This window comes from Streptomyces avidinii, assembly GCF_045161815.1.
Classification (GTDB): domain Bacteria; phylum Actinomycetota; class Actinomycetes; order Streptomycetales; family Streptomycetaceae; genus Streptomyces; species Streptomyces avidinii.
This window is the reverse complement of the sequence record NZ_CP108863.1, coordinates 2,333,214-2,351,768: the sequence shown is the minus strand read 5'-3', so window position 1 is coordinate 2,351,768 and position 18,555 is coordinate 2,333,214. Positions and strand designations below refer to the sequence as shown.

General features: G+C 74.3%; 19 protein-coding genes. 10 read left to right on the top strand and 9 right to left on the bottom strand.

Features of this window, described 5'->3' with window-relative positions; genetic code table 11:
- Positions 1 to 69: 69 nt before the first annotated feature.
- The 4 genes from OG373_RS10380 to msrB all read left to right on the top strand — a co-directional run bounded on the left by OG373_RS10380 (position 70) and on the right by msrB (position 3,363).
- Complete coding sequence (locus OG373_RS10380) at positions 70 to 861, top strand: pyrimidine reductase family protein (protein ID WP_405437676.1); 792 nt, start codon at positions 70 to 72, stop codon at positions 859 to 861.
- A 147-nt stretch (positions 862 to 1,008) separates the two neighbouring features.
- A complete protein-coding gene (locus OG373_RS10375; RefSeq protein ID WP_328961139.1) occupies positions 1,009 to 1,476 on the top strand; it encodes an indole-3-glycerol phosphate synthase in 468 nt (155 codons plus the stop codon).
- 58 nt (positions 1,477 to 1,534) lie between these two features.
- Complete coding sequence (gene murC, locus OG373_RS10370; protein ID WP_405437675.1) at positions 1,535 to 2,932, top strand: UDP-N-acetylmuramate--L-alanine ligase; 1,398 nt, start codon at positions 1,535 to 1,537, stop codon at positions 2,930 to 2,932.
- A 23-nt stretch (positions 2,933 to 2,955) separates the two neighbouring features.
- A complete protein-coding gene (msrB, locus tag OG373_RS10365; protein WP_405437673.1) occupies positions 2,956 to 3,363 on the top strand; it encodes a peptide-methionine (R)-S-oxide reductase MsrB in 408 nt (135 codons plus the stop codon).
- 151 nt (positions 3,364 to 3,514) lie between these two features.
- Here the strand turns inward: msrB and OG373_RS10360 are convergent, their stop codons facing one another.
- A complete protein-coding gene (locus OG373_RS10360; protein WP_405437671.1) occupies positions 3,515 to 4,006 on the bottom strand; it encodes a hypothetical protein in 492 nt (163 codons plus the stop codon).
- Positions 4,007 to 4,454: 448 nt separating this feature from the next.
- Between OG373_RS10360 and OG373_RS10355 the strand changes: the two genes are divergently transcribed.
- From OG373_RS10355 to OG373_RS10340, 4 genes are read left to right on the top strand one after another with little or no spacing between them, the layout of a single operon-like run.
- Positions 4,455 to 6,824 (top strand): nitrate- and nitrite sensing domain-containing protein, encoded by a 2,370-nt coding sequence (locus OG373_RS10355; protein ID WP_405437670.1) that lies wholly within the window; start codon positions 4,455 to 4,457, stop codon positions 6,822 to 6,824.
- Positions 6,821 to 7,237, top strand: a complete 417-nt coding sequence (locus OG373_RS10350; protein ID WP_189967541.1) for a roadblock/LC7 domain-containing protein — start codon at positions 6,821 to 6,823, stop codon at positions 7,235 to 7,237. The genes OG373_RS10355 and OG373_RS10350 overlap by 4 nt, the downstream gene beginning before the upstream one ends.
- Positions 7,237 to 7,611 carry a DUF742 domain-containing protein gene (locus OG373_RS10345; RefSeq protein WP_397729923.1) on the top strand — a complete coding sequence of 125 codons (375 nt, stop codon included), beginning with the start codon at positions 7,237 to 7,239 and terminating at the stop codon, positions 7,609 to 7,611. Before OG373_RS10350 ends, OG373_RS10345 begins: the two co-directional genes overlap by 1 nt.
- Entirely contained in the window at positions 7,598 to 8,203 is a 606-nt protein-coding gene (locus tag OG373_RS10340) for a GTP-binding protein (RefSeq protein ID WP_397729921.1), read from the top strand. Before OG373_RS10345 ends, OG373_RS10340 begins: the two co-directional genes overlap by 14 nt.
- Here OG373_RS10340 and OG373_RS10335 read toward each other — a convergent pair.
- Genes OG373_RS10335 through OG373_RS10315 form a run of 5 tightly spaced genes read right to left on the bottom strand, consistent with a single transcriptional unit; the run spans position 8,193 to position 13,557 of the window.
- A complete protein-coding gene (locus OG373_RS10335; RefSeq protein ID WP_405437668.1) occupies positions 8,193 to 9,113 on the bottom strand; it encodes an NAD-dependent epimerase/dehydratase family protein in 921 nt (306 codons plus the stop codon). The genes OG373_RS10340 and OG373_RS10335 overlap by 11 nt on opposite strands.
- Positions 9,110 to 10,252: a cytochrome P450 gene (locus OG373_RS10330; RefSeq protein ID WP_405437667.1), complete on the bottom strand. Its 1,143-nt coding sequence runs from the start codon at positions 10,250 to 10,252 to the stop codon at positions 9,110 to 9,112. The genes OG373_RS10335 and OG373_RS10330 overlap by 4 nt, the downstream gene beginning before the upstream one ends.
- A gap of 46 nt (positions 10,253 to 10,298) precedes the next feature.
- A complete protein-coding gene (locus tag OG373_RS10325) occupies positions 10,299 to 11,783 on the bottom strand; it encodes a class I adenylate-forming enzyme family protein (protein WP_405437665.1) in 1,485 nt (494 codons plus the stop codon).
- Positions 11,783 to 12,538, bottom strand: coding sequence for a glycosyltransferase family A protein (locus OG373_RS10320; protein ID WP_405437663.1), 756 nt, complete (start codon positions 12,536 to 12,538; stop codon positions 11,783 to 11,785). The genes OG373_RS10325 and OG373_RS10320 overlap by 1 nt, the downstream gene beginning before the upstream one ends.
- A complete protein-coding gene (locus OG373_RS10315; RefSeq protein WP_405437661.1) occupies positions 12,535 to 13,557 on the bottom strand; it encodes a 3-oxoacyl-ACP synthase III family protein in 1,023 nt (340 codons plus the stop codon). Before OG373_RS10315 ends, OG373_RS10320 begins: the two co-directional genes overlap by 4 nt.
- A 188-nt stretch (positions 13,558 to 13,745) precedes the next feature.
- Here OG373_RS10315 and OG373_RS10310 point away from each other — a divergent pair, with 188 nt between their 5' ends.
- Together OG373_RS10310 and OG373_RS10305 are read left to right on the top strand one after the other, a co-directional pair.
- Complete coding sequence (locus tag OG373_RS10310) at positions 13,746 to 15,227, top strand: hypothetical protein (RefSeq protein WP_405437660.1); 1,482 nt, start codon at positions 13,746 to 13,748, stop codon at positions 15,225 to 15,227.
- Between the two features lie 24 nt (positions 15,228 to 15,251).
- Entirely contained in the window at positions 15,252 to 15,578 is a 327-nt protein-coding gene (locus OG373_RS10305) for a hypothetical protein (RefSeq protein WP_405437658.1), read from the top strand.
- 6 nt (positions 15,579 to 15,584) lie between these two features.
- On the opposite strand, the gene OG373_RS10300 is transcribed toward OG373_RS10305, so the two are convergent.
- Genes OG373_RS10300 through OG373_RS10290 form a run of 3 tightly spaced genes read right to left on the bottom strand, consistent with a single transcriptional unit; the run spans position 15,585 to position 18,528 of the window.
- Complete coding sequence (locus OG373_RS10300; RefSeq protein WP_405437656.1) at positions 15,585 to 16,916, bottom strand: protein kinase domain-containing protein; 1,332 nt, start codon at positions 16,914 to 16,916, stop codon at positions 15,585 to 15,587.
- Positions 16,913 to 17,869, bottom strand: coding sequence for a PP2C family serine/threonine-protein phosphatase (locus tag OG373_RS10295; protein WP_405437654.1), 957 nt, complete (start codon positions 17,867 to 17,869; stop codon positions 16,913 to 16,915). The genes OG373_RS10300 and OG373_RS10295 overlap by 4 nt, the downstream gene beginning before the upstream one ends.
- Positions 17,866 to 18,528: a VWA domain-containing protein gene (locus OG373_RS10290; RefSeq protein ID WP_189968294.1), complete on the bottom strand. Its 663-nt coding sequence runs from the start codon at positions 18,526 to 18,528 to the stop codon at positions 17,866 to 17,868. Before OG373_RS10290 ends, OG373_RS10295 begins: the two co-directional genes overlap by 4 nt.
- Between the last annotated feature and the right edge of the window lie 27 nt (positions 18,529 to 18,555).

Below are 18,555 nucleotides of genomic sequence, written 5' to 3'. Positions count from 1 at the left end.
GGTGTAACCGGAGGTGGAGAGAGATGTTGACACAGCTCTTAACTCTACGGGGCGTGGCACACTGCACCGATGCGACGCCTGTTCCCTGTGACCGATCAGACATCAGCCTCGCCCCGGGATCCGGCCGACCTGGCCGACCGGGAGTGGTCGCTCGACGAGCTGGCGGAGGCCTACGCGTACCCGGAGCTGGCGGCGGACGGCCACTGGCTCCGGGCGAACATGGTCTCCACCCTGGACGGGGCGGCCCAGCACGACGGACGCTCGCAGCCCATCTCCGGCGAGACCGACATGCGGATCTTCGGCACCCTGCGGGCGCTGGCCGATGTGGTGGTCGTCGGCGCGGAAACGGTTCGCCAGGAGGGCTACCGCCCCGCCCGGGCCCGGGAGGCCTTCGCCGCCCGCCGGGCCGCCTCCGGGCAGGGCCCGGCCCCCGCCATCGCCGTGGTCACCGCGAGCCTGGACCTGGACTTCTCGCTGCCCCTGTTCACCTCGCCGCTGGTGCCGACCCTGGTGGTCACCGGAGCCGCCGCGCCGGCCGCCCGGGTGGCCGAGGCGGTCGGGGCCGGGGCCGAGGTCGTGGTGGCCGGTGAGGGCGCGGGCGTGGACACCGCCCGGGCGGTCCGGGAGCTCGCCGCGCGCGGGCTGCGCCGCCAGCTCACCGAGGGCGGGCCCCGGCTGCTGGGCCAGTTCGTGGCCGCCGACGCGCTGGACGAGCTGTGCTTGACGATCTCCCCGATGCTCGCGGCGGGCGGGGCCCAGCGGATCGCCGGCGGCCCTTCCGTCACGGTTCCGCACCGGCTCGCGCCCGCGTGTGTACTGGAAGAGGCCGGGTTCCTCTTCACGAGCTACCGTCGGATCTGACAAGGCCCGGAATTTGTCGTTCCGCTTTGCTTCCGCTGGGCACATAACTGGGCAGGTATGTCTGCGCAGGCCCCGTGCGACAGCGGGGCAGGATGGTTTCCGCAGGGGTCGGCCGGCCGGCCTCGGCCCATGAAGGAGAGGGCGTCCGTGTTCACGAGCGTATTGATGATCGAGCAGCCGTTGACGGCGGTGGACGTGGACTTCGTCACCACCCTGCACGGGGACGACGCGGTCTCCTTCATCGTCCTCATGCAACCCCGGGGCGACCAGGACCGACTGCTGCGCGCCATCGACGACGTAGCGCTCGGTGAGCTCCCCGAGGCCATCCACGAGGGTGACGAACCCGAGGGCGACGATGCCCTCGGCCCCGCCGCACACGCCCTCGCGCACTCCCTGAACGCGCTGCGCGCCAAGGGCGCCAAGGCCGTCGGGCAGATCATCGAGGACCACCCGCTCGACAAACTGAAGACCGTCGTGGACGAGCACGGCGCCGACGAGGTGATCGTCCTGACCGCCCCGCACTTCGTGGAGGAGTTCTTCCACCGGGACTGGGCCTCCCGCGCCCGCCACAAGGTCGGCGTTCCCGTGCTCAAGCTCTTCGCCCACAACGAATAGGCTGGGGCCAGTCAGAGCCTCACGCGCACCCGCACGACACGATCCTGGAGCGACCTGAATGAAGCCCGGCCTGCCGACCGCGATGGAACGGCCCCACTTCATCGGTATCGGCGGCGCCGGCATGTCCGGCATCGCGAAGATCCTGGCCCAGCGGGGAGCGCGGGTCGCGGGCAGCGACACCCGCGGCGACTCCGAGACCGCCGAGGCGCTGCGCGCCCACGGCGCCACCGTCCACGGCGGTCACGCGGCCGGGAACCTCGCCGCCGACTCCACCTGCGTGGTCGTCTCCAGCGCCATCCGCGCCGACAACCCCGAGCTGGCCCGTGCCGCCGAGCTCGGCATCCCCGTCGTGCACCGCTCCGACGCGCTGGCCGCCCTGATGGACGGGCTGCGCCCGATCGCCGTCGCCGGCACGCACGGCAAGACGACCACCACCTCGATGCTGGCGGTGTCCCTCTCGGCCCTGGGTCTGGACCCCTCCTACGCCATCGGCGGCGACCTGGACGCCCCCGGCTCCAACGCCCACCACGGCGAGGGCGACATCTTCGTCGCCGAGGCGGACGAGAGCGACCGCACCTTCCACAAGTACACCCCGCAGGTCGCGATCATCCTCAACGCGGAGCTCGACCACCACGCGAACTACGCCTCCATCGAGGAGATCTACGAGTCCTTCGAGACCTTCGTCGGCAAGGTCGTGCCCGGCGGCACCCTCGTCGTCGCCCACGGCCAGGAGGGCGCGGCCGAGATCGCCCGCCGGGTCGCGGGCCGGGAGGGCCTCACCGTCGTCACGTACGGCGAGGAGGAGGGCGCCGACGTCCGCATCACCAAGATCACCCCGCGCGGCCTGACCAGCGAGGTCACCGTGGTCCTGGACGGCCGGATGCTCACCTTCACCGTCTCGGTCCCCGGCCGCCACTACGCGCACAACGCCGTGGCGGCCCTCGCCGCGGGCGTGGCCCTCGGCATCCCGGCGCACAACCTGGCGAGCGCGCTCGGCAAGTACACCGGCGTCAAGCGCCGCCTCCAGCTCAAGGGCGAGGCCGCCGGCGTCCAGGTCATCGACTCCTACGCGCACCACCCCACCGAGATGACCGCCGACCTGGAGGCCATCCGCGGAGCCGCCGGGGACGCCCGGATCCTGGTCGTCTTCCAGCCGCACCTCTTCTCCCGCACCCAGGAGCTGGGCAAGGAGATGGGCCGGTCGCTGGCGCTCGCCGACGCCTCCCTGGTCCTGGACATCTACCCGGCCCGCGAGGACCCGATCCCCGGCGTGACCAGCGAGCTGATCATCGCGGCCGCCCGGTCGGCGGGCGCCGACGTCACCGCCGAGCACGACAAGGCGGCCGTCGCCGACGCCATCGCGGGAATGGCCAAGCCCGGTGATCTCGTTCTCACCATGGGCGCGGGCGACGTCACGGACCTCGGTCCGGCCATCCTCGCCCGGCTGTCGAGCTGAAGGTCACAGGGAGCGGGAGAGTCATGTCGTACGAGGTCGAGAAGACGGACGAGCAGTGGCAGGCGGAGCTGACCCCGTCCGAGTACCAGGTACTGCGCCTGGCGGGCACCGAACCGGCCTTCCGCGGTGAGTACACGGACACCAAGACGGACGGCGTCTACTCCTGCCGCGGCTGCGGGTCCGAGCTGTTCCGCTCGTCGGAGAAGTTCGAGTCGCACTGCGGCTGGCCGTCCTTCTTCGACCCGAAGGACACCGACGCGGTCGAACTGATCGCGGACACCTCGCACGGCATGGTCCGCACGGAGGTCCGCTGTGCGACGTGCGGGTCCCACCTCGGCCACGTGTTCGAGGGTGAGGGCTACCCGACCCCGACGGACCAGCGCTACTGCATCAACAGCATCTCCCTGCGCCTGACCCCGACGGAGGGCTGACGCCGCGGCCCGCGGCCGCGGCCCCGGGAACGCACGACAGGACGGCCGCCACCGGACCCGGTGGCGGCCGTCCTGTCGTGCGTTCCCGGGGGCTGCACCTGCTCCGGTTCGCGGTGGCGAACCGGGCCGGCGGGCCCGTACGTGCGGCGGGTCAGGTGATGACGCGGACGGAATCCGGCTTGGGGAAGGGCATCCTCACCCAGCCCGCGGGCCAGCCCCCGTCGTAGGGGTCCCCGGGTTCGGTCACGAGCAGTCGGGGGACGCGCCACAGCCACCACTGCTCCTCGCCGCCGCGGCCGGGCCACCCGATCGTCGCCGCGCGGAACCGTTCGTCGAGCTCGTGGAGCCTCGGCTGCCGGGCCGACCGGACGCGCGGGGGCAACAGGGGCCAGACGCGGGCCAGCGTGGTCCGGCACCAGATGTCGCTGTCGAACTCGGCGAGGCACCACGCGTAGCCCTCCTCCACGCCCGCCACCTCGTCGCCCCAGCAATCGAGCAGCGCGGAGAACGTGCAGGGCTGGCCGCCCGCCCAGCGGTCGGCCCCGGCCGCGACCATGGCCGCGTGCACGGCCTCCTGCTCCTGCGTGGTCACGAGCACCCCGTCCGTGCGTCCGAGGGCGGCGAGGGCAGGATCGGGACCCACGTCCACCCGGAGAGCGGGCGGGGTGCTCCCGAGCAGGGTCTCCCCGCCGCCGCCCCGATCATCCGCAGGCCGCGTCCCCCGGGTCAACGGATTTCGCCGGGCGGACCCGGACTCCCTCCGCACCGGCAGCCGGAAGCGCCCGGTGTCCTGACGCTCGGACAGCTCGCCGATGCCCGCTTCGGCCCGCTCCGTCCGGTTCGGCCGGTCCGGGCCGAAGTCGTCCTCCCCGTACCGCCGATGACCGCTCGGGGGCCCGGCGGAGCGGCGGCCGGAACATGACGGGGCGGCAATGATGTCGAGTACATCGCAGTTCGATTCCGATCCGATCTCTGGCCTGCGATGATTCGCCGCAAGTAGCACGCTTCGGCCAACGGGGACAGCTATCCGATTCTTCGCCATGTCTGGTTATGATCGGCACCCTCCCGCCGTCCCCCGCTCGCGAGGACCGATGTCTCCCATAGAACCCGAAGGCATACGACGGCAGTCGACGCCCCGTCGGCGGCGCACCGTGCGCCTGCGCACCCTGCTCATCTGGCTGGCGGTGGTCCCCACCGTCGCGATGGGCACCCAAGTGGCTTTGACCGCGGAGCGGTTGCTGGACCAGTCGGAGCAGCTGCGGTCCGACGTGGTGGCCGCCGAGCAGATCGGCGCCCCGCTCTACACGCTCATGGTCGACATGCAGGCCGAGCGGACGGCGACCGCCTCCCGCTGGGCGGAGACCGGCGGGTCCGAGGGCGAACTGCGCGCCCGGCGCGAGGCCACGGACCTGGCCGCGGCCGAGTTCCGCCGCCTGGCGGTCGATCCGTCGAGGTCCTTCGGGGAAGTGACCCGGCAACTCGACAAGCTCGCCGACCACCGTCAGCGGGCGGACACCCGCAGCGGCACCGCCGACAGCACGCTGGCCTACTACTCCGAGGTGATCGGCAAGGTCATCCAGGTGTACCAGCAGGAGTTCAGCCACGCCGAGGACGCCGAACTCGCCCAGGCGAGCCGCCCCGTGGTGTCGATGCTCCAGGCCACGGAGATGGTGGCGCGCGAGGACACCGTCCTGGCCCTGGCCGGGCCGTCCGGGGAACTGAGCTTCGCCGGCTACGACCAGTTCGTCAGCGCCCTGGGCGCCCAGCGGTACCTGCACGAGGCGTTGATCGTGCCGCACCTCACGGCGCGGGACCAGCGGTTCTACGAGCGGGTCGTCGGCTCCACGGACTGGCAGACCAAGACGCGCATCGAGAGCGCGGTCCTCTCCGGGCACAAGGACATCGTCTCGGGCATCAGGCTGCCCGCCGAGATCGCGGGCTGGCCCTCCGCGCACGCCAACTTCTCGGTGCAGATGACCACGCTCAACATCGACCTGGCCCGCTCGGTCCTCGCCCGCGGCGACGCCAAGGCCGCCGAGCTGCAGACCGAGGTCGCCTGGCTGATCGGGGGCAGCGCCGGCGGGCTGCTGGCCGTCGTCGTCGTGGTCGTCATCACCACCCGGTCGGTCCTGCGCCGCCTCCACGACCTGCACGAACGCACCGTGACCGTCGCGGAGGAGACACTGCCCGACGTCGTCTCCCGGCTCCAGCGCGGACAGACCGTGGACCCCGAGGCCCTGCCGGCCGTGAGCGGGGACCGGGACGAGGTCGGACGCATCAGCGACGCGTTCGCCCGGGCCGTCGCCGTGTCCGTCGACGGACACCGCCGGCTCGCCGCCGAGCGCCACGGATTCGGCCTGTTCGCCTCCGGCATCGCCTCGCGGACCGGGAACCTGGTCAGCCGCCAGCTGAGCCTCACCGAGGACCTCCAGGACACCTTCGGCCACGACGAGGCGCTGCTCGCGGAGCTGATGAAGGCCGACCAGCTGACGGTCGGCATGCGGCGCCAGATCGAGAACCTCCTCATCCTCGCGGGCGGTGAGGTCCCCGACCCGCACACCGAGCCGATGCGCGTGGCCGACCTGCTGCGCGAAGCGGCCGCGGAGGTCGAGGACTTCCGGCGCATCGAGCGGCAGGCCCTGGACGAGACCAGTGTGGAACCGAGCGCGATCAGCCGGATCAGCCACCTGCTCGCGGAACTGCTGGACAATGCCACCCGGTTCTCCCCGCCGCGCGCCAAGGTGGTCATCCGCGCCGAGGTGGTGGCGGACGGGCTGTCCGTCGAGATCGAGGACCGCGGGCCGCGCGTGAGCCCGGAGCGCTACGAGGAGATGAACGGGCGCCTGCACGCGGCCCCGCCGTACTCCGTCCTGGCGCAGAACGCCCACCGGCTCGGGCTCTTCGTCGTCGGGCACCTCGCCGAGCAGCTCCGGGCCACGGTCACCCTGCGACGCTCGGTGTACGGCGGCACCTCGGCGGTGGTGATCCTGCCCCATGAGCTGCTGGTGGCCACCGACGACCGGGACCCGCGCGCCCCCGAGCCCGAGCCGCAGCGTGCGCTGGAGGCCCCGGCCCCGGTCCCGGAGCTGCTCCCCGCCCCCGACCCGGAGCCCGCTCCGGCTGATTCGGTGCCGGAACCGTCCGCGGCGAGCGGGCCCGAGCCCGCCCCCGAGCCGGTCGTGCACACGAGCGCCGGCCTGCCGAGCCGCCGTACCAAGGCACCCGCGGCCGTGCCCGCGGCCGCACCCGCCCCCGCGCTGGTACCCGCACTCGCGGTCCGCCCGGCCCTCCCGGAGCGCGTCCCGCAGACCCACATCGCCGAGCAGCTGCGCGAGCCCCGCGCGCAGGAGACCGTGGTCCGGCCCGACACCGCGACACCCGAAGAGGTGGCCGATGCCTGGGCGGACTACGAACAGGGGACCCAGACAGTGGAAGAAGAGCTCCGACGGGATCAGCCATGACCACCTCACCGAACACTGCGGCAGCCAACGACGCGATCTACAGCGTCCTCGACAACAACCTGAGCAGGATCGCCGGCGTCCAGGGAGCCGTGCTCCTGTCCAACGACGGCATCAAGCTCAGCGCCTACCTGCTGGACGAGCCCCAGGCCGAGCGCATGGCGGCCGCGGCCTCCGGCATCGCGTCCACGATGAAGGCGATATCCCGGGACGTCGACGGCGGCCGCGTCATCCGCCAGCTCGTCGAGATGGACGACCGGTACCTGTGCATCGTCGGATGCGGCGAGGGCAGCACGCTCATCGTGGTGACCTCCCGCAAGGCGCGGCTCGGCGAGCTGGGCGGCGAGGCCGTACGGACCGCGCAGGCGCTCGGCGAGTGGCTGGGCACCCCCGAGCGCGGCCAGCCGTCCGCATAATGCCGCAGGACGAGCCACAGCCACAGCCCGCCGGCCGCCGCCGGACGCGGCTGTACGCCCTGACCGACGGGCGTACGGCCGCAGCGCACAACGTCCTCACCATGGACACCACGATCACGGCGGCGACCGGCGCGGACGTGGACGGCGGCCTGCCCACCGAGTGGCAGGAGATCCTCGCCATGTGCGCGCCGCCGGGCGGGCGGGCGGTCGCCGAGATAGCGGCGCGGATGAACATCCGCCTCACCCCGATGACGCTGCTCCTCGGTGAACTCGCCGACCGCGGGCTGATCCACCACCGGCCGCCCCTGGCGGTCGCCGAGACCACCGACGTGCACCTGCTCATGAGAATCAGGGACAGCCTTGCCCGGATATGACACGACCGAGACCGCCCACCGGGAACCGGCCCCGGTCAAGATCCTCGTCGCCGGCGGGTTCGGGGTCGGGAAGACGACGCTGGTGGAGACGATCTCCGAGATCGAGCCGCTGCGCACGGAGGAACGGCTGACCGCCGCCGGTGTCGGCGTCGACGACCTCGACGGCATCGAGTCCAAGACGGTGACCACCGTGGCGATGGACTTCGGCCGGCTCACCCTCACCGACGCCGGAGTCGTCCTCTACCTGTTCGGCACGCCCGGCCAGGAACGCTTCTGGTTCATGTGGGACGACCTGCTGAACGGCGCGCTCGGGGCGATCGTGCTGGTCGACACCGGCCGCCTCGACCGCAGCTTCCCGGCCGTGGACTTCTTCGAGAGCCGCGGCCTGCCCTTCGTGGTCGGCGCGAACTGCTTCCACGGCGAACAGCCCTACACCGCCGAGGAGATCGCGGCCGCGCTGCACCTGCGCGATCCGAACACGCCCGTCCTCATGCTCGACGCCCGCTCCCGTACGGACGTCCGCGCGTCCCTGATCGCGCTGCTCGACCTGCTCATCACCAAGGCGCAGGCCCCGGCGCCCGTCAGCGGCTGAGCCCGGGCCGGGCCGCCGTCACCGACGCCAGGTGGTCGGCCAGGCTCCGGTGCGGGCTCCAGCCCCGCGCCCGGGCCCGGGTGAGGTCCAGTACCACCGGGTGCGCCAGCTGGTCCACCGCGTAGCGGCTGAGGGCCGGTTCGGTGCCGGCCGCCGTCGCCACGGCCTCCGCGATCCGCGCCGCCGCGGCGGCCACCGGCAGCGGGAGGTGCCGGATCCGGGCCCGGACGCCGTGGGCGCGCAGCACCGCCCGCACCGCGGCGTCGCGGCCGTACGGCTCGCCGTCGGCGATGTTGTACGCACCCGGCGCCCAGCCGGGCGCGGCCAGGCAGGCCCGCGTCAGGTTCTCCACCGCGGTGAGGCTGAGCCGTACGTCCGGGCCGGGCAGCAGCAGCGTGCCCGCCCGGACCCGGGACAGCAGCCGGGGCAGCAGCGTGGTGTCGCCCGGTCCGTAGACGGCCCGCGGCCGCAGCACCACCGCCCCCGCGGCCAGCGCCAGGGCCTCGCCCTGTGCCTTGGTCCGCCCGTAGGCGTTCAACTGCCCGGCGCGCGGGTGCTCCTCGCCGACCAGGCCGCGGTCGCGCCGCGGGTCGTACACACTGGCGCTGCTCACCCACACCACGGGCCGCCCGCCGGCCGCCCTCAGCAGCCGCTCCGTACCGTCCACGTTGACCGCGCGCATCAGCGCCGCGGCCCGCGAGCCGGGCGCGGGATCCCCGACGGCCGCCGCGCAGTGCACCACCAGGTCCGCGCCCGTCAGGTCCGGCAGCTCCCGGGCGGCGTCCCAGAACCGGTGCGTGCCCACCGGGCCGGGCCTGCGGCCCAGGCACACCACCTCGGCCCCGGCCGCCGCGGCGGCGCGTGCGACGTGCCCGCCGCAGAAACCACTCGCCCCCGTGACCGCGATCACCGCGCGGCTCCGGCGGCTCCGGCCCCCGCGGTCCCGGTGGCTCCCGCGGCCCCGGCCCGTACGGTCAGTGCGCGCCAGCCGGGCAGCGCCGCGCCCCGGTCCACCCGGGCCCGCGCGACCTCAGGCCGGTACGGGGCCAGCGCGCCCAGGACGTCGGCCAGTTGCACCCGGGCCAGCCGGGCCCCGGGGCAGGCGTGCGGTCCGGCACCGAACACCAGCCGGGCCACCGCCGGGCCGGCGGGCCGCAGGGCGTCCGGGTCGCGCCGGTGCGCGGCGGCCGCGTGCCGGGCGACCAGCAGCAGCCGGTCGCCGCCCCGCACCGGGCAGCCGCCGACGGCCCCGTCCGCCGCGGCCACCCGGGGCAGCAGCGGGGAGGCCGCGGTGACCCGCAGCAGCTCGTCGGCCAGCACGGGCCGCAGGGCCGCGTCCGCCGCCTGGTCCCACAGCCCCGCGTCGGCGCACCAGGCCACCGCCCGCGGCAGCGCGGCGACCGTGGTGTTGACGGCGGCCACCGCCACCATCACCGACAGGGCCTCCTCGGCAGGGCCCAGGAGCAGACGGAGCCGGTCGGTGGCGCGGGCCGCGGCGGCCTCGGCCCGCGCGCGGCGCGGACCCGGCAGGTGACTGCGTACGGAGGCGGCAGCGGCCTCGGCGGCCGCTCCCGCGACCGCCCGCGGGTCGGCGCCGGACCCCAGCAAGGCGCACACCACCGACCCGGAGAGCTCCCGCGCGAGGTCGACGAGGTCCACCTCGCCGCCCCGCGCCAGCGGCGCGAGCCGGCGTACGAGCAAGGGCTGCCAGAGCGCCCGGAGTTCCTCGACCCCGGCCGTGCCCAGAGCGCCCGCGAGGCCCCGCCGGTCCGCCCGGTGCCCGCCGCCCTCCTGGTCGAACAGCACGCCCCCGCCGTCGCGCAGGGCCGCGCGCGCGGCGGCGCCCGTCGTACCGGCCGCCGTCCGGTCGAGCGGCAGCCGGGTCAGGGCCTCCCGGTAGGCGTCCGGCCCGTGCACCAGCAGGGTCCGGCCGAGCCGTCGCACCGCACGCCCGCGGCCGGCGGCGAGCAGCCCGAACAGCAGGGGATGGCTGCGCAGGTAGACCCGGCGGTCCCGGCGGCGGGCCCGGGCGTGGGACGTGGTGCTCATCGGGGGTCCACCTCCGTGGAATCGGCCGGCCGGGCGGCGCGGGCCGTCATCGCGCGGGGCCCAGGCGGCGCGCCGCGAGGGCGGCCGTCGCCGCCCGGTCCGGTTTGCGCGAGCGCCCCGACAGCGGGATCCGCGCGAGGAGCAGTGCGTCGGGCCGGGCCGTGCCCATCCGCCCGACCGGCTCCGACAGGGCGGCGCGCAGGGCCCGTTCGTCCGCGCCGCGCTGCGGCTGCACGACGGCGACGAGACGTTCGTCGCCGTCGCCCGCGGGGATCCCGACGAGCACGGCCAGTTCCACCCCCGGCACGTGCAGGGCGGGCTCGTACAGCCCCGGGTAGATGTTCTCCGCCCGGCGCAGCACCATGTCCTTGCTCCGGCCCTCGAGGACGATGCGGCCCGCGCCGTCCAGCCGGGCCCGGTCGCCCGTACGCACCCACGCGTCGGGCTCCTCCCCGAGGTAGCGGTGGCGGGCCGCGGGACCGGACAGCAGCAGCTGCCCGCTCTCGTCCGGCTTGGCGAGCACGCCCGGCAGCGGCGCCCCGACCAGGTCCCCGGCCCCGTCGAAGGCGGACTTCTCGCGTGACTCGACCGCGGCGGCCGGGAACAGCTCGGTGAGCGCGTACACCCCCCAGGCCTCGGCCGCGCCCGCCGCGCGCACGCGTTCCAGCAGCCCGGCGCCGGCCGGGGCCGAGCCCGTCCACACCCGGCCGTGGAAGCGGGCGCCCGCGCCCAGCGCGTCCCGCAGCCGGGGCGGGGTCAGATAGGTGTCCTGCGGCCGCAGCCGGTGCAGCTGCCGCGCCAGCACCCGGGCGCTGCCCGCCGGGAGGGCGACGGGGGCGCCGCGCGTCAGCGCCGGCACGAGGACGAAGAAGGTGCCGCCGAGCACCGGGCGGTCCCCCGGCGCGTCGAAGAGGGAGGAGACCGTGGCCATCCCGGCCGAAAGGCTCGCCCGGGTGTGTACGACGGCCCGCGGCCGGGAGGTGGTTCCGGAGGTGAACACGATCACCGCGTCGGCGTCCCCGTCCGGGCCGGCGCCGGGCGCGGGCACCCCGTGGCGCGGCGCGTCCGGGTCCAGCGCGGGCGCGCAGCCCGGCAGCCGCGGCCCGACCGTGGCCACCGGCCCGAGCTCGGCAAGGTCCGGCAGCGCGAGCCGGGCCCGGCGGGCCAGCGGCCGGGCCCAGCCCGCCACCGCCTGCGCTGCAGCGTCGGCCAGCACCAGCGAGGGCCGGGCCAGCGCGAGGCGGGCGCGCAGCACATCGTGCCCGGCGCCCGGGTCCAGTACGGCCCCGCGCAGCCCGAGCCGCCACAGCGCGAGCAGGACGGCGAGGGCGCGCGGACCGGGGCGTACGGCGACGCCGACGGTGTCCCCGGCGCGCAGCCCGCGCGCGTGCAGGGCCGCGGCGAAGGCATCGGACAACTCGGCGAGTTCGCCGCGGGTGGCCCGTACCCGGGGTGCGCCGGTACGGGTGGCGGTGAGTACGGCGGGCCGCTCGGGGCGGCTGCGCAGTGCGCGGTCGAGGCGGTCCAGCATCAGCGGGGGTCGTCCGTTCCGTGCGTGCCGCTGCCCTGGTCGAGGTACCAGCGGGCGGTGCCGGCGATCCCGTAGGCCCGCAGGCGCCGCGTCGAGTTCTCGACGACCATCTCCCGGCAGTGCGTGATCCGGTCGGTGTGGCGGCGTACGGCGTTGAGGAAGAGCCGGTCGGTCGGCGAGGGGCGCCGGGGCATACCCCCGACGGTCAGGTACAGCTCGGCCGTGATGGCCATGTTGTTCCCGGCGTGCATGCGGTACGGCGCCCGGTAGCCGCGCCGCCGGGCGTGCTCGGGCCGCAGTCGGCCGAAGAGCACGGCGAGGGACACCAGAGCGCCGAACCCGGCCCGGCCCAGCGGGCCGTGCTCGTCGCGGCGGGCCACGATCCGCCCGCACACCAGCCCGGGGCTGCGGTGGAGCGCGGTCCGGGCGGCGCCGGTCCAGCCGGGACGGGGCAGGCAGTCGGCGTCCGTCCGGGCCAGCAGGGCGGCGCCCCGGCCGATCGCGTACCGGAAACCGGTGTCCACCGCGGAGCCGACGCCCTTCTCCGGCTCCTCGATCACCTCCACCGGGAAGGGCGCGCCGGCCGCGAACGCGCGGGCCACGGCCCCGGTACCGTCCGCCGAGGCGTTGTCGACGACCAGCAGGGTGAAGTCCCGGTCCCGCTGCGCGGCGAGCGCCCGCAGGGTGTCGGCCAGCCGGGCCTCCTCCTCGTACGCGGGCACGATCACCCACATCGGGGCGTCCGCGGCCGTCACGACTTCTCCCAGACCATCGTCATGATGCTGATGCCGCCGCCGAGGCCCACGAACAGCACCCGTTCCCCCGGCGCGAGTTCCCCGAAGACCCGGTCCAGCTGGAGCCCGATGCTCGCGCTCGCGACATTGCCGAGCTCGGGCACCGTCACCACCAGCTTCCCGGCGGGCACCCCGGTCAGTTCCGCGAACCGCTCCAGGTACGGCACCGTCACCTGGTGCACCAGCACCCTGGCGAAGCCGTCCCAGTCCATCCCCGTGCGGTGCAGCGTCCGGTCGATGACGGCCGTGCCCACCTTCTCGAAGACGCCCCGCAGTTCGTGCCCGTCGCCGCGGAAGTAGGTGTACGCGTCCCCGCGCGGGTGCCGCGACCCGCCGCCCGGGATGCCCCCGACCTCCCAGTGCTCCGAGTGGGTCTCGGTGTCCACGTCGATGATCCCGCCGCGCTCCACGGCCTCCACGAGCACCGCCGCCCCTGCATCGCCGAACGTGTAACCGGCGAAGCCGTCCCGCAGCTCCGCGAGATCGGCCGGGTCCCTGCGCACCGCCCGGCTCGGCGTCTCACCCGTGACCACCAGGGCCCGCCGCGCCCGCCCGGCGAGGATCATGGAGCGGGCGAGGTCGATGCCGTTGACGAAGCTGTTGCAGGCGTTGGTGACGTCCAGGGCGTGGGCCCGCGAGCCCAGTTCCGCCTGCACGATGTGCGCGGTGGCCGGCTCGACCAGGTCGCGGGAGGCGGACGCGAACAGCAGCAGGTCCACGTCCAGCGGGCCGAGTCCGGCGGCGGCCAGGGCCCGGCGGGCGGCGCCCACCGCGAGGGTGGAGGCGTACACGCCCTCGCCCACGACCCGGCGGGAGACGATTCCGGTGGCCTGTGTCAGCAGCCTGGGCGGCAGCGTCAGGCCACTGCGGCGCGCCACCTCCCGCTGGAGGGCGTCCGAGGACAGCACCTCCTCGGGCAGCAGACTGCCGACGGCGGTTATCCCGGCGCGCGGCAGCGGATCAAACGGCTGAATGAACATGCCCCCACGATGACAATCCGGCACCGCCCGGGACCTGAGTACGGATGCTCAGTTCGCCGCCGCACGCCGCACGGGCCGCCTGAGTACGCGGCCGGTGCCGGACCGGCCCCGCCAACCCCGCGACAGGCAGGGCCCGTTTACATAGGGTGAGGCGGAAGGGGATCGTGGGCCACGGGGGAGGGCACGACATGGCGGCACGCCGGTTACCGGTGCTGGCACAGTACCGGGACGACGCGGTGACCCGTCTGCTGTGCGCGGCAGCGCACCTGGACGAGGGCTTCGCCCGCGAGGTGGACGTGGAGCTCACCGAGGACCGGCTGCGCGCCACCGGACTCTCCCTCGGCATCGACCTGGTGGCCCTGGCCCGCCACGCGCGGGCTGCCGTCCGGCGCACCGACCTGCGCGACCGGCGCCTCGCCGGGCTCTGCGCGGCCGGCGTGTGGGCGGCGGTACCGGCCGCGCTGTACGGGCTGGTCGCGGGGCTGCCGGCCCTCGCCCTCGGGGCCGGAGCCGCACTGGTCCTCGCGTACACGACCGCCTGGGGGCTGGTCCGCGGGGCCGAGGACGCGGCCCGTACGGCGGCCCTGGGCGTCGAGCACGGCGCCCGGCGGCCGAAGGACCTCGCCCCCGGGGTCGGCGCGGAGGTGGAGGACCGGCTGCTGGAGCAGAAGCGGGCCAACGTGGTTCCGTACACGGCGAGCGCCGAGCGCACCAACCCGTTCGTCGGCAGCGGCTCGAAGATCAAGGAAATGGTCTGGCAGCCCATCGACGTCAGCCGGCCCGCCGACGATCCGGCGGGCGGCGGCAAGCTGACCATCAAGCCCTTCGACGCCGTCGACCTGCACAGCTTCATCGCCCGCGAGATGGAGCACATCGCCGGGCTGAAGGGACTGCGGGCCCGCAACCGGCTCTACGTGATAGGCGATCACGTCTCCTACGTCGGCCCCGACCTGCTTCCCGACCGGCTGCGCCGGCCGCGCGCCCAGATCGCCAAGCAGCTGGTGCAGGCCGGGGTGGTGCAGCCCGGCGCCGGCATGCGCACCTATCTGAGCCTGGAACGGGCCGGCGAGGGCGGCCGCGTCATCGTCTCCATGCACCTGCGGGCCAGGCTCCAGCACCCCAGCCTCACCTGGGAGGTCGCCGCGTACGGGATCCCTCCCCTCCAGTCGCGCTTCTACCGGGTGCACCAGCTGCCGCAGGACGGCTGGGAGCGCTGGTGGAGCCTCTTCTCCTTCGCCACCGCCACCACCGCGTCGGCGCTGGTCGGCGCCCCCGGGAGACTGTCCCGGCGGGCCTCCGCCCGGCGGGCGCGGGCCCGGGGGCTGGAGAAGTGGCGCCGCGAGATCGACCGGCGGCACCTGCGGTTCGACTACGGAGCCGTGGACAGCCTCCGCGAGCGGGTCGCCGACTGGGAGCAGCTGGGCTTCTCCGAGCGGACGGACTCCCAGGACTTCCTCCAGCGGCTCCAGCAGGGCGTGCTGATAGCGACCGAACGGTTCCTGAAGGACCACAACGTCGACACCAGCTCCTACGACCAGGCGCAGCAGGTGATCAACACCCACACCTACACCTTCCAGGGCGACATCCACTCCAGCAACATCGGCGCCCACGGCACCGTCAACCAGGCCGGTCAGGCCCAGGCACTGGGCAAGCCGGCCGGGCAACCCTGAACGAGGACGAGGAGTACCGCACGCATGAGCACCTACCACTTCCACGGGAACGTGTCCGGCCCCAACAACATCGGGGACCACGGCACCATCAACATCGGGGAGCAGGACACCGCCGCCCGGACTCTGCGCCTCGCCGCCGAACTCGCCCAGTGGCTCAGCGCGGAGGGCGCCGGACCGGAGCGGCTCGACGCGGCGCAGGCCCTGCGCGGGGAGCTGGAGCGGGCCGGGCAGGAGGGACGCCCCGCCGAACCGGGCCTGGTCCGGCGGTCGTTGGAGACCGTCACCCTCGGCCTGGGCGCAGGCAGTGCCGGCCTCGCCCTGGCCCAGGAGATCAGCCGGCTGCTGGGCTGATCCGGCTCACCTCGCCCGTACGACGGCCCGCGCGCCGCCGAAGTCCAGCTCCAGCCCCGAACGCAGCGGCACGGTCTGCCCCGGAGCGATCTCCTGCGTGCTGCCGTCCGCGCGGGTCCCCGTCCAGGCGGCCCCGGAGCGGTTGGCCAGCCCGAACTTCCCGGGCCGCTGCGGGTGCTCGGTGAGCTCCGCCACCAGCGTGCCGTCGCCGTAGTCGTGCCGGGCCGGCTCCGGCGCCAGGTGGTGCGCCTGCACGCGCGAGGACCGGTGCAGCAGGATGTGGTGCTCGGTGCGCGGCGGGGGCGTGGTCAGCACCAGCCGGGGCGGCAGCACCAGCGCGTTCCCGCAGCTCCAGCAGGTGCCCGCGGCGGCCGCCCGGGGTTCGGTCATGTTCTGCTTCCCGCAGTGGGCGCAGTCCACCACCGCGTCGAGGACCGCCCGGAGGGCGTCCCGCCACTGCGACTCCCGCACCCGGGCCGCGGGGTCGTGCAGGCCGCGGGTGAAGTTCCTGGTGAACAGGTCGCGCAGGGAGGCGGGCGCCACCGCCCAGGTGGCCAGCACCGTGGCGTGCTCGACGGGGTCGGGGGCGTTGGAGCGGTCCTGCGGATCGAAGAGGAACAGCGGGTCCTTCCCGTACAGCCTGCGCTCGGCGGCCTCGTCGAAGCAGTGGATGTCCAACTCCCGCCTGCCCATCAGCGGATGATGGTTCATCAGCAGCATGAACAACAGGACCGACAGGGAGTGCAGATCGCTCTGGGTGCCGGGGGAGACCCCGGGCTCGCCGCGCACCAGCTCGGGCGCCATGAACGCCATGGTGCCGGAGATGCCCGTGCTGTCGCCCTCGACCACCGCGTTGTCGTTGTCGCAGACCAGCACCTCGCCGGTGACCGGGTCGAAGAGCAGGTTCCCCCAGGAGATGTCCCGGTAGGCGATCCCGCGCGAGTGCAGCGCCTGGTACGCCTCGACCGTGTAGAGGCAGGCGGTGAGCAGCGCGCGGATCGTGGTGCGCAGCTTGCGGCGGAAGAGCAGCGGCAGGCCCTTGAACCGGTCCGGGCGGATGTCCATCAGGTAGCCGAAGCCGCCGCGGCCGTCGGCCACGAAGTCGCGGGGCCACAGGAAACGGTCGTCGTCGAAGCCGCGGTCCACCAGCTGACGGACGATGTCCTCCTGTTCCGGCGTCGCGCACGCCGGGTAGTACCACTTGAGGGCCTGGTCCCCGGCCGGGGTGCGGACCCGGTAGACCTCCCCCTGGCCGCCGGCCCCGAGCAGGTCGAAGACCTCCACGCCCAGGCCGCTGTCGGCCGTCAGCCGGGTGCCGCTGTCGAGCATGCCGCTCATTGGTCACTCCTGTACGGGTCTGTCATGTCGGAGATGTCGGCGGGTTCCGGCGCCCGGGCGGCCGGTTCCGGCGGTCCTGCCGGGGCCGCGGGTGCTGCCGGGGCCGTGGCGGTGTGCCAGGCCGCCACCAGGGTGGTGTCGTCCCCCGAGTGCTGCGAGGCCTTGGCCAGCCACTCCGGCAGGACGGTCCGGACGCACTCGGCGCCCTCCGCCGACAGCCGGTCGTCCAGGCCGGCCATGAACTGCCGGAAGCCGCTGTCCGAGGCGAAGCTCTTGGACAGCCCGTCGGTGGTGAGCGAGACCAGCCGCGGTGCCCGTGCGGGGGCGGTCACCGGCGCCCAGTGCGTACGCACCTGCAGCCAGGCCTGCGGGGAGCACAGGGACTCCGTCTCGTCGCCCAGGTCGGCCTCGTCCGGCGCGAGCGGCACGGTCACCTGCCCGTCGTCGGTCACCACGGTCAGCTCGCCGTCGCCGAGCTGCCAGGCCGCGAAGACCCGGGGGGTCAGTACGGCGCCGACGAGCGTGCTCCCGTACAGCACCAGCTTGTCCGGCGGTGACAGCGCCGGCTCCTCGTGCGAGCTGGTCCGCGCCCAGTGCCCGAGCGCCTTCTCCTGCCAGGCGCCGACCAGTTGGCGCGGCAGCGTGTACTGGGCGTAGTTCATCAGCCAGGCGAGGCTCGGCGGCCGGAGCTCGCCCCGGGGCTCGGCGAGCGCCGCGAACTGCCTGGCCTGCTGGACGAACAGGTCCACGGCGAACCGGGAGCCCAGATGGCTGCGCGCGTGCACGGCCGAACCGTGACCGTCGGCCACCGCCATGATCAGCGGCTGTCCGGCGGTGCCGAGCCCCTCCACGTCGTAGTGGTCCTGGTTGCGCGTCTTGTTCACGCCCTGGACGCTGCCGTGGAGCGTGTCCCAGAGCGGCAGCGGCCCATGGGTCCGCACGGGCTCGCTCACCACACGTCGTCATCGTCGTCGTCGAGCACGGGCGGGGCATAGGGCGGCTGCTTCACGGTCACGTCCGCGAAGCCCGCCACCGGCTGGGAGGCGGCCTTCACCGCCGCTGTGGACGCCCAGCGGATCGCCGCCGCCAGCTGCTTGGGACTGTTCGCGTCCAGCGGCTGGAGCTCGGGATTGCCCAGGAACTCCTGGAGCACGTTGCGGTCCGCGTCCGCGCCGATGGCGATGGCCACCCGGACGGCCTTGCGGCCCCACGGGGTCGCGTCCACCGCCCGCAGCCCGGCCTTCCAGTCGTCCGTCGGCACCCCGTCGGACACCAGCGCCAACACCGGCTTCAGCGCCCGCTGCGGCATCGGTGGGGTGTCCAGTTCGCGCGCCGCGAGCTGAAGGGCCTCCCCGAGGTTGGTCATCCCGTCCACCTGCACGTCCTGCCAGGTGAACTGCTCCACCGGCACCGGGTCCTTGTGGTGCCAGCGGGCCGTGGTGGAGAAGGTCATGGTGCGCAGCAGCAGCTGGGCCGCCGGGTTGTCCTGCGCCACGGAGAGCATCTCCGGAACGGCTTCTCTGATCGCGTAGTTGAGCTGACCGATCTTCTCGCCCTGCATCGAGTACGAGCAGTCGATCAGCCAGATGAAGTGGACGGGCCGGTTCATCATCGGCCCGCCGGGGATGTCACTCACCGC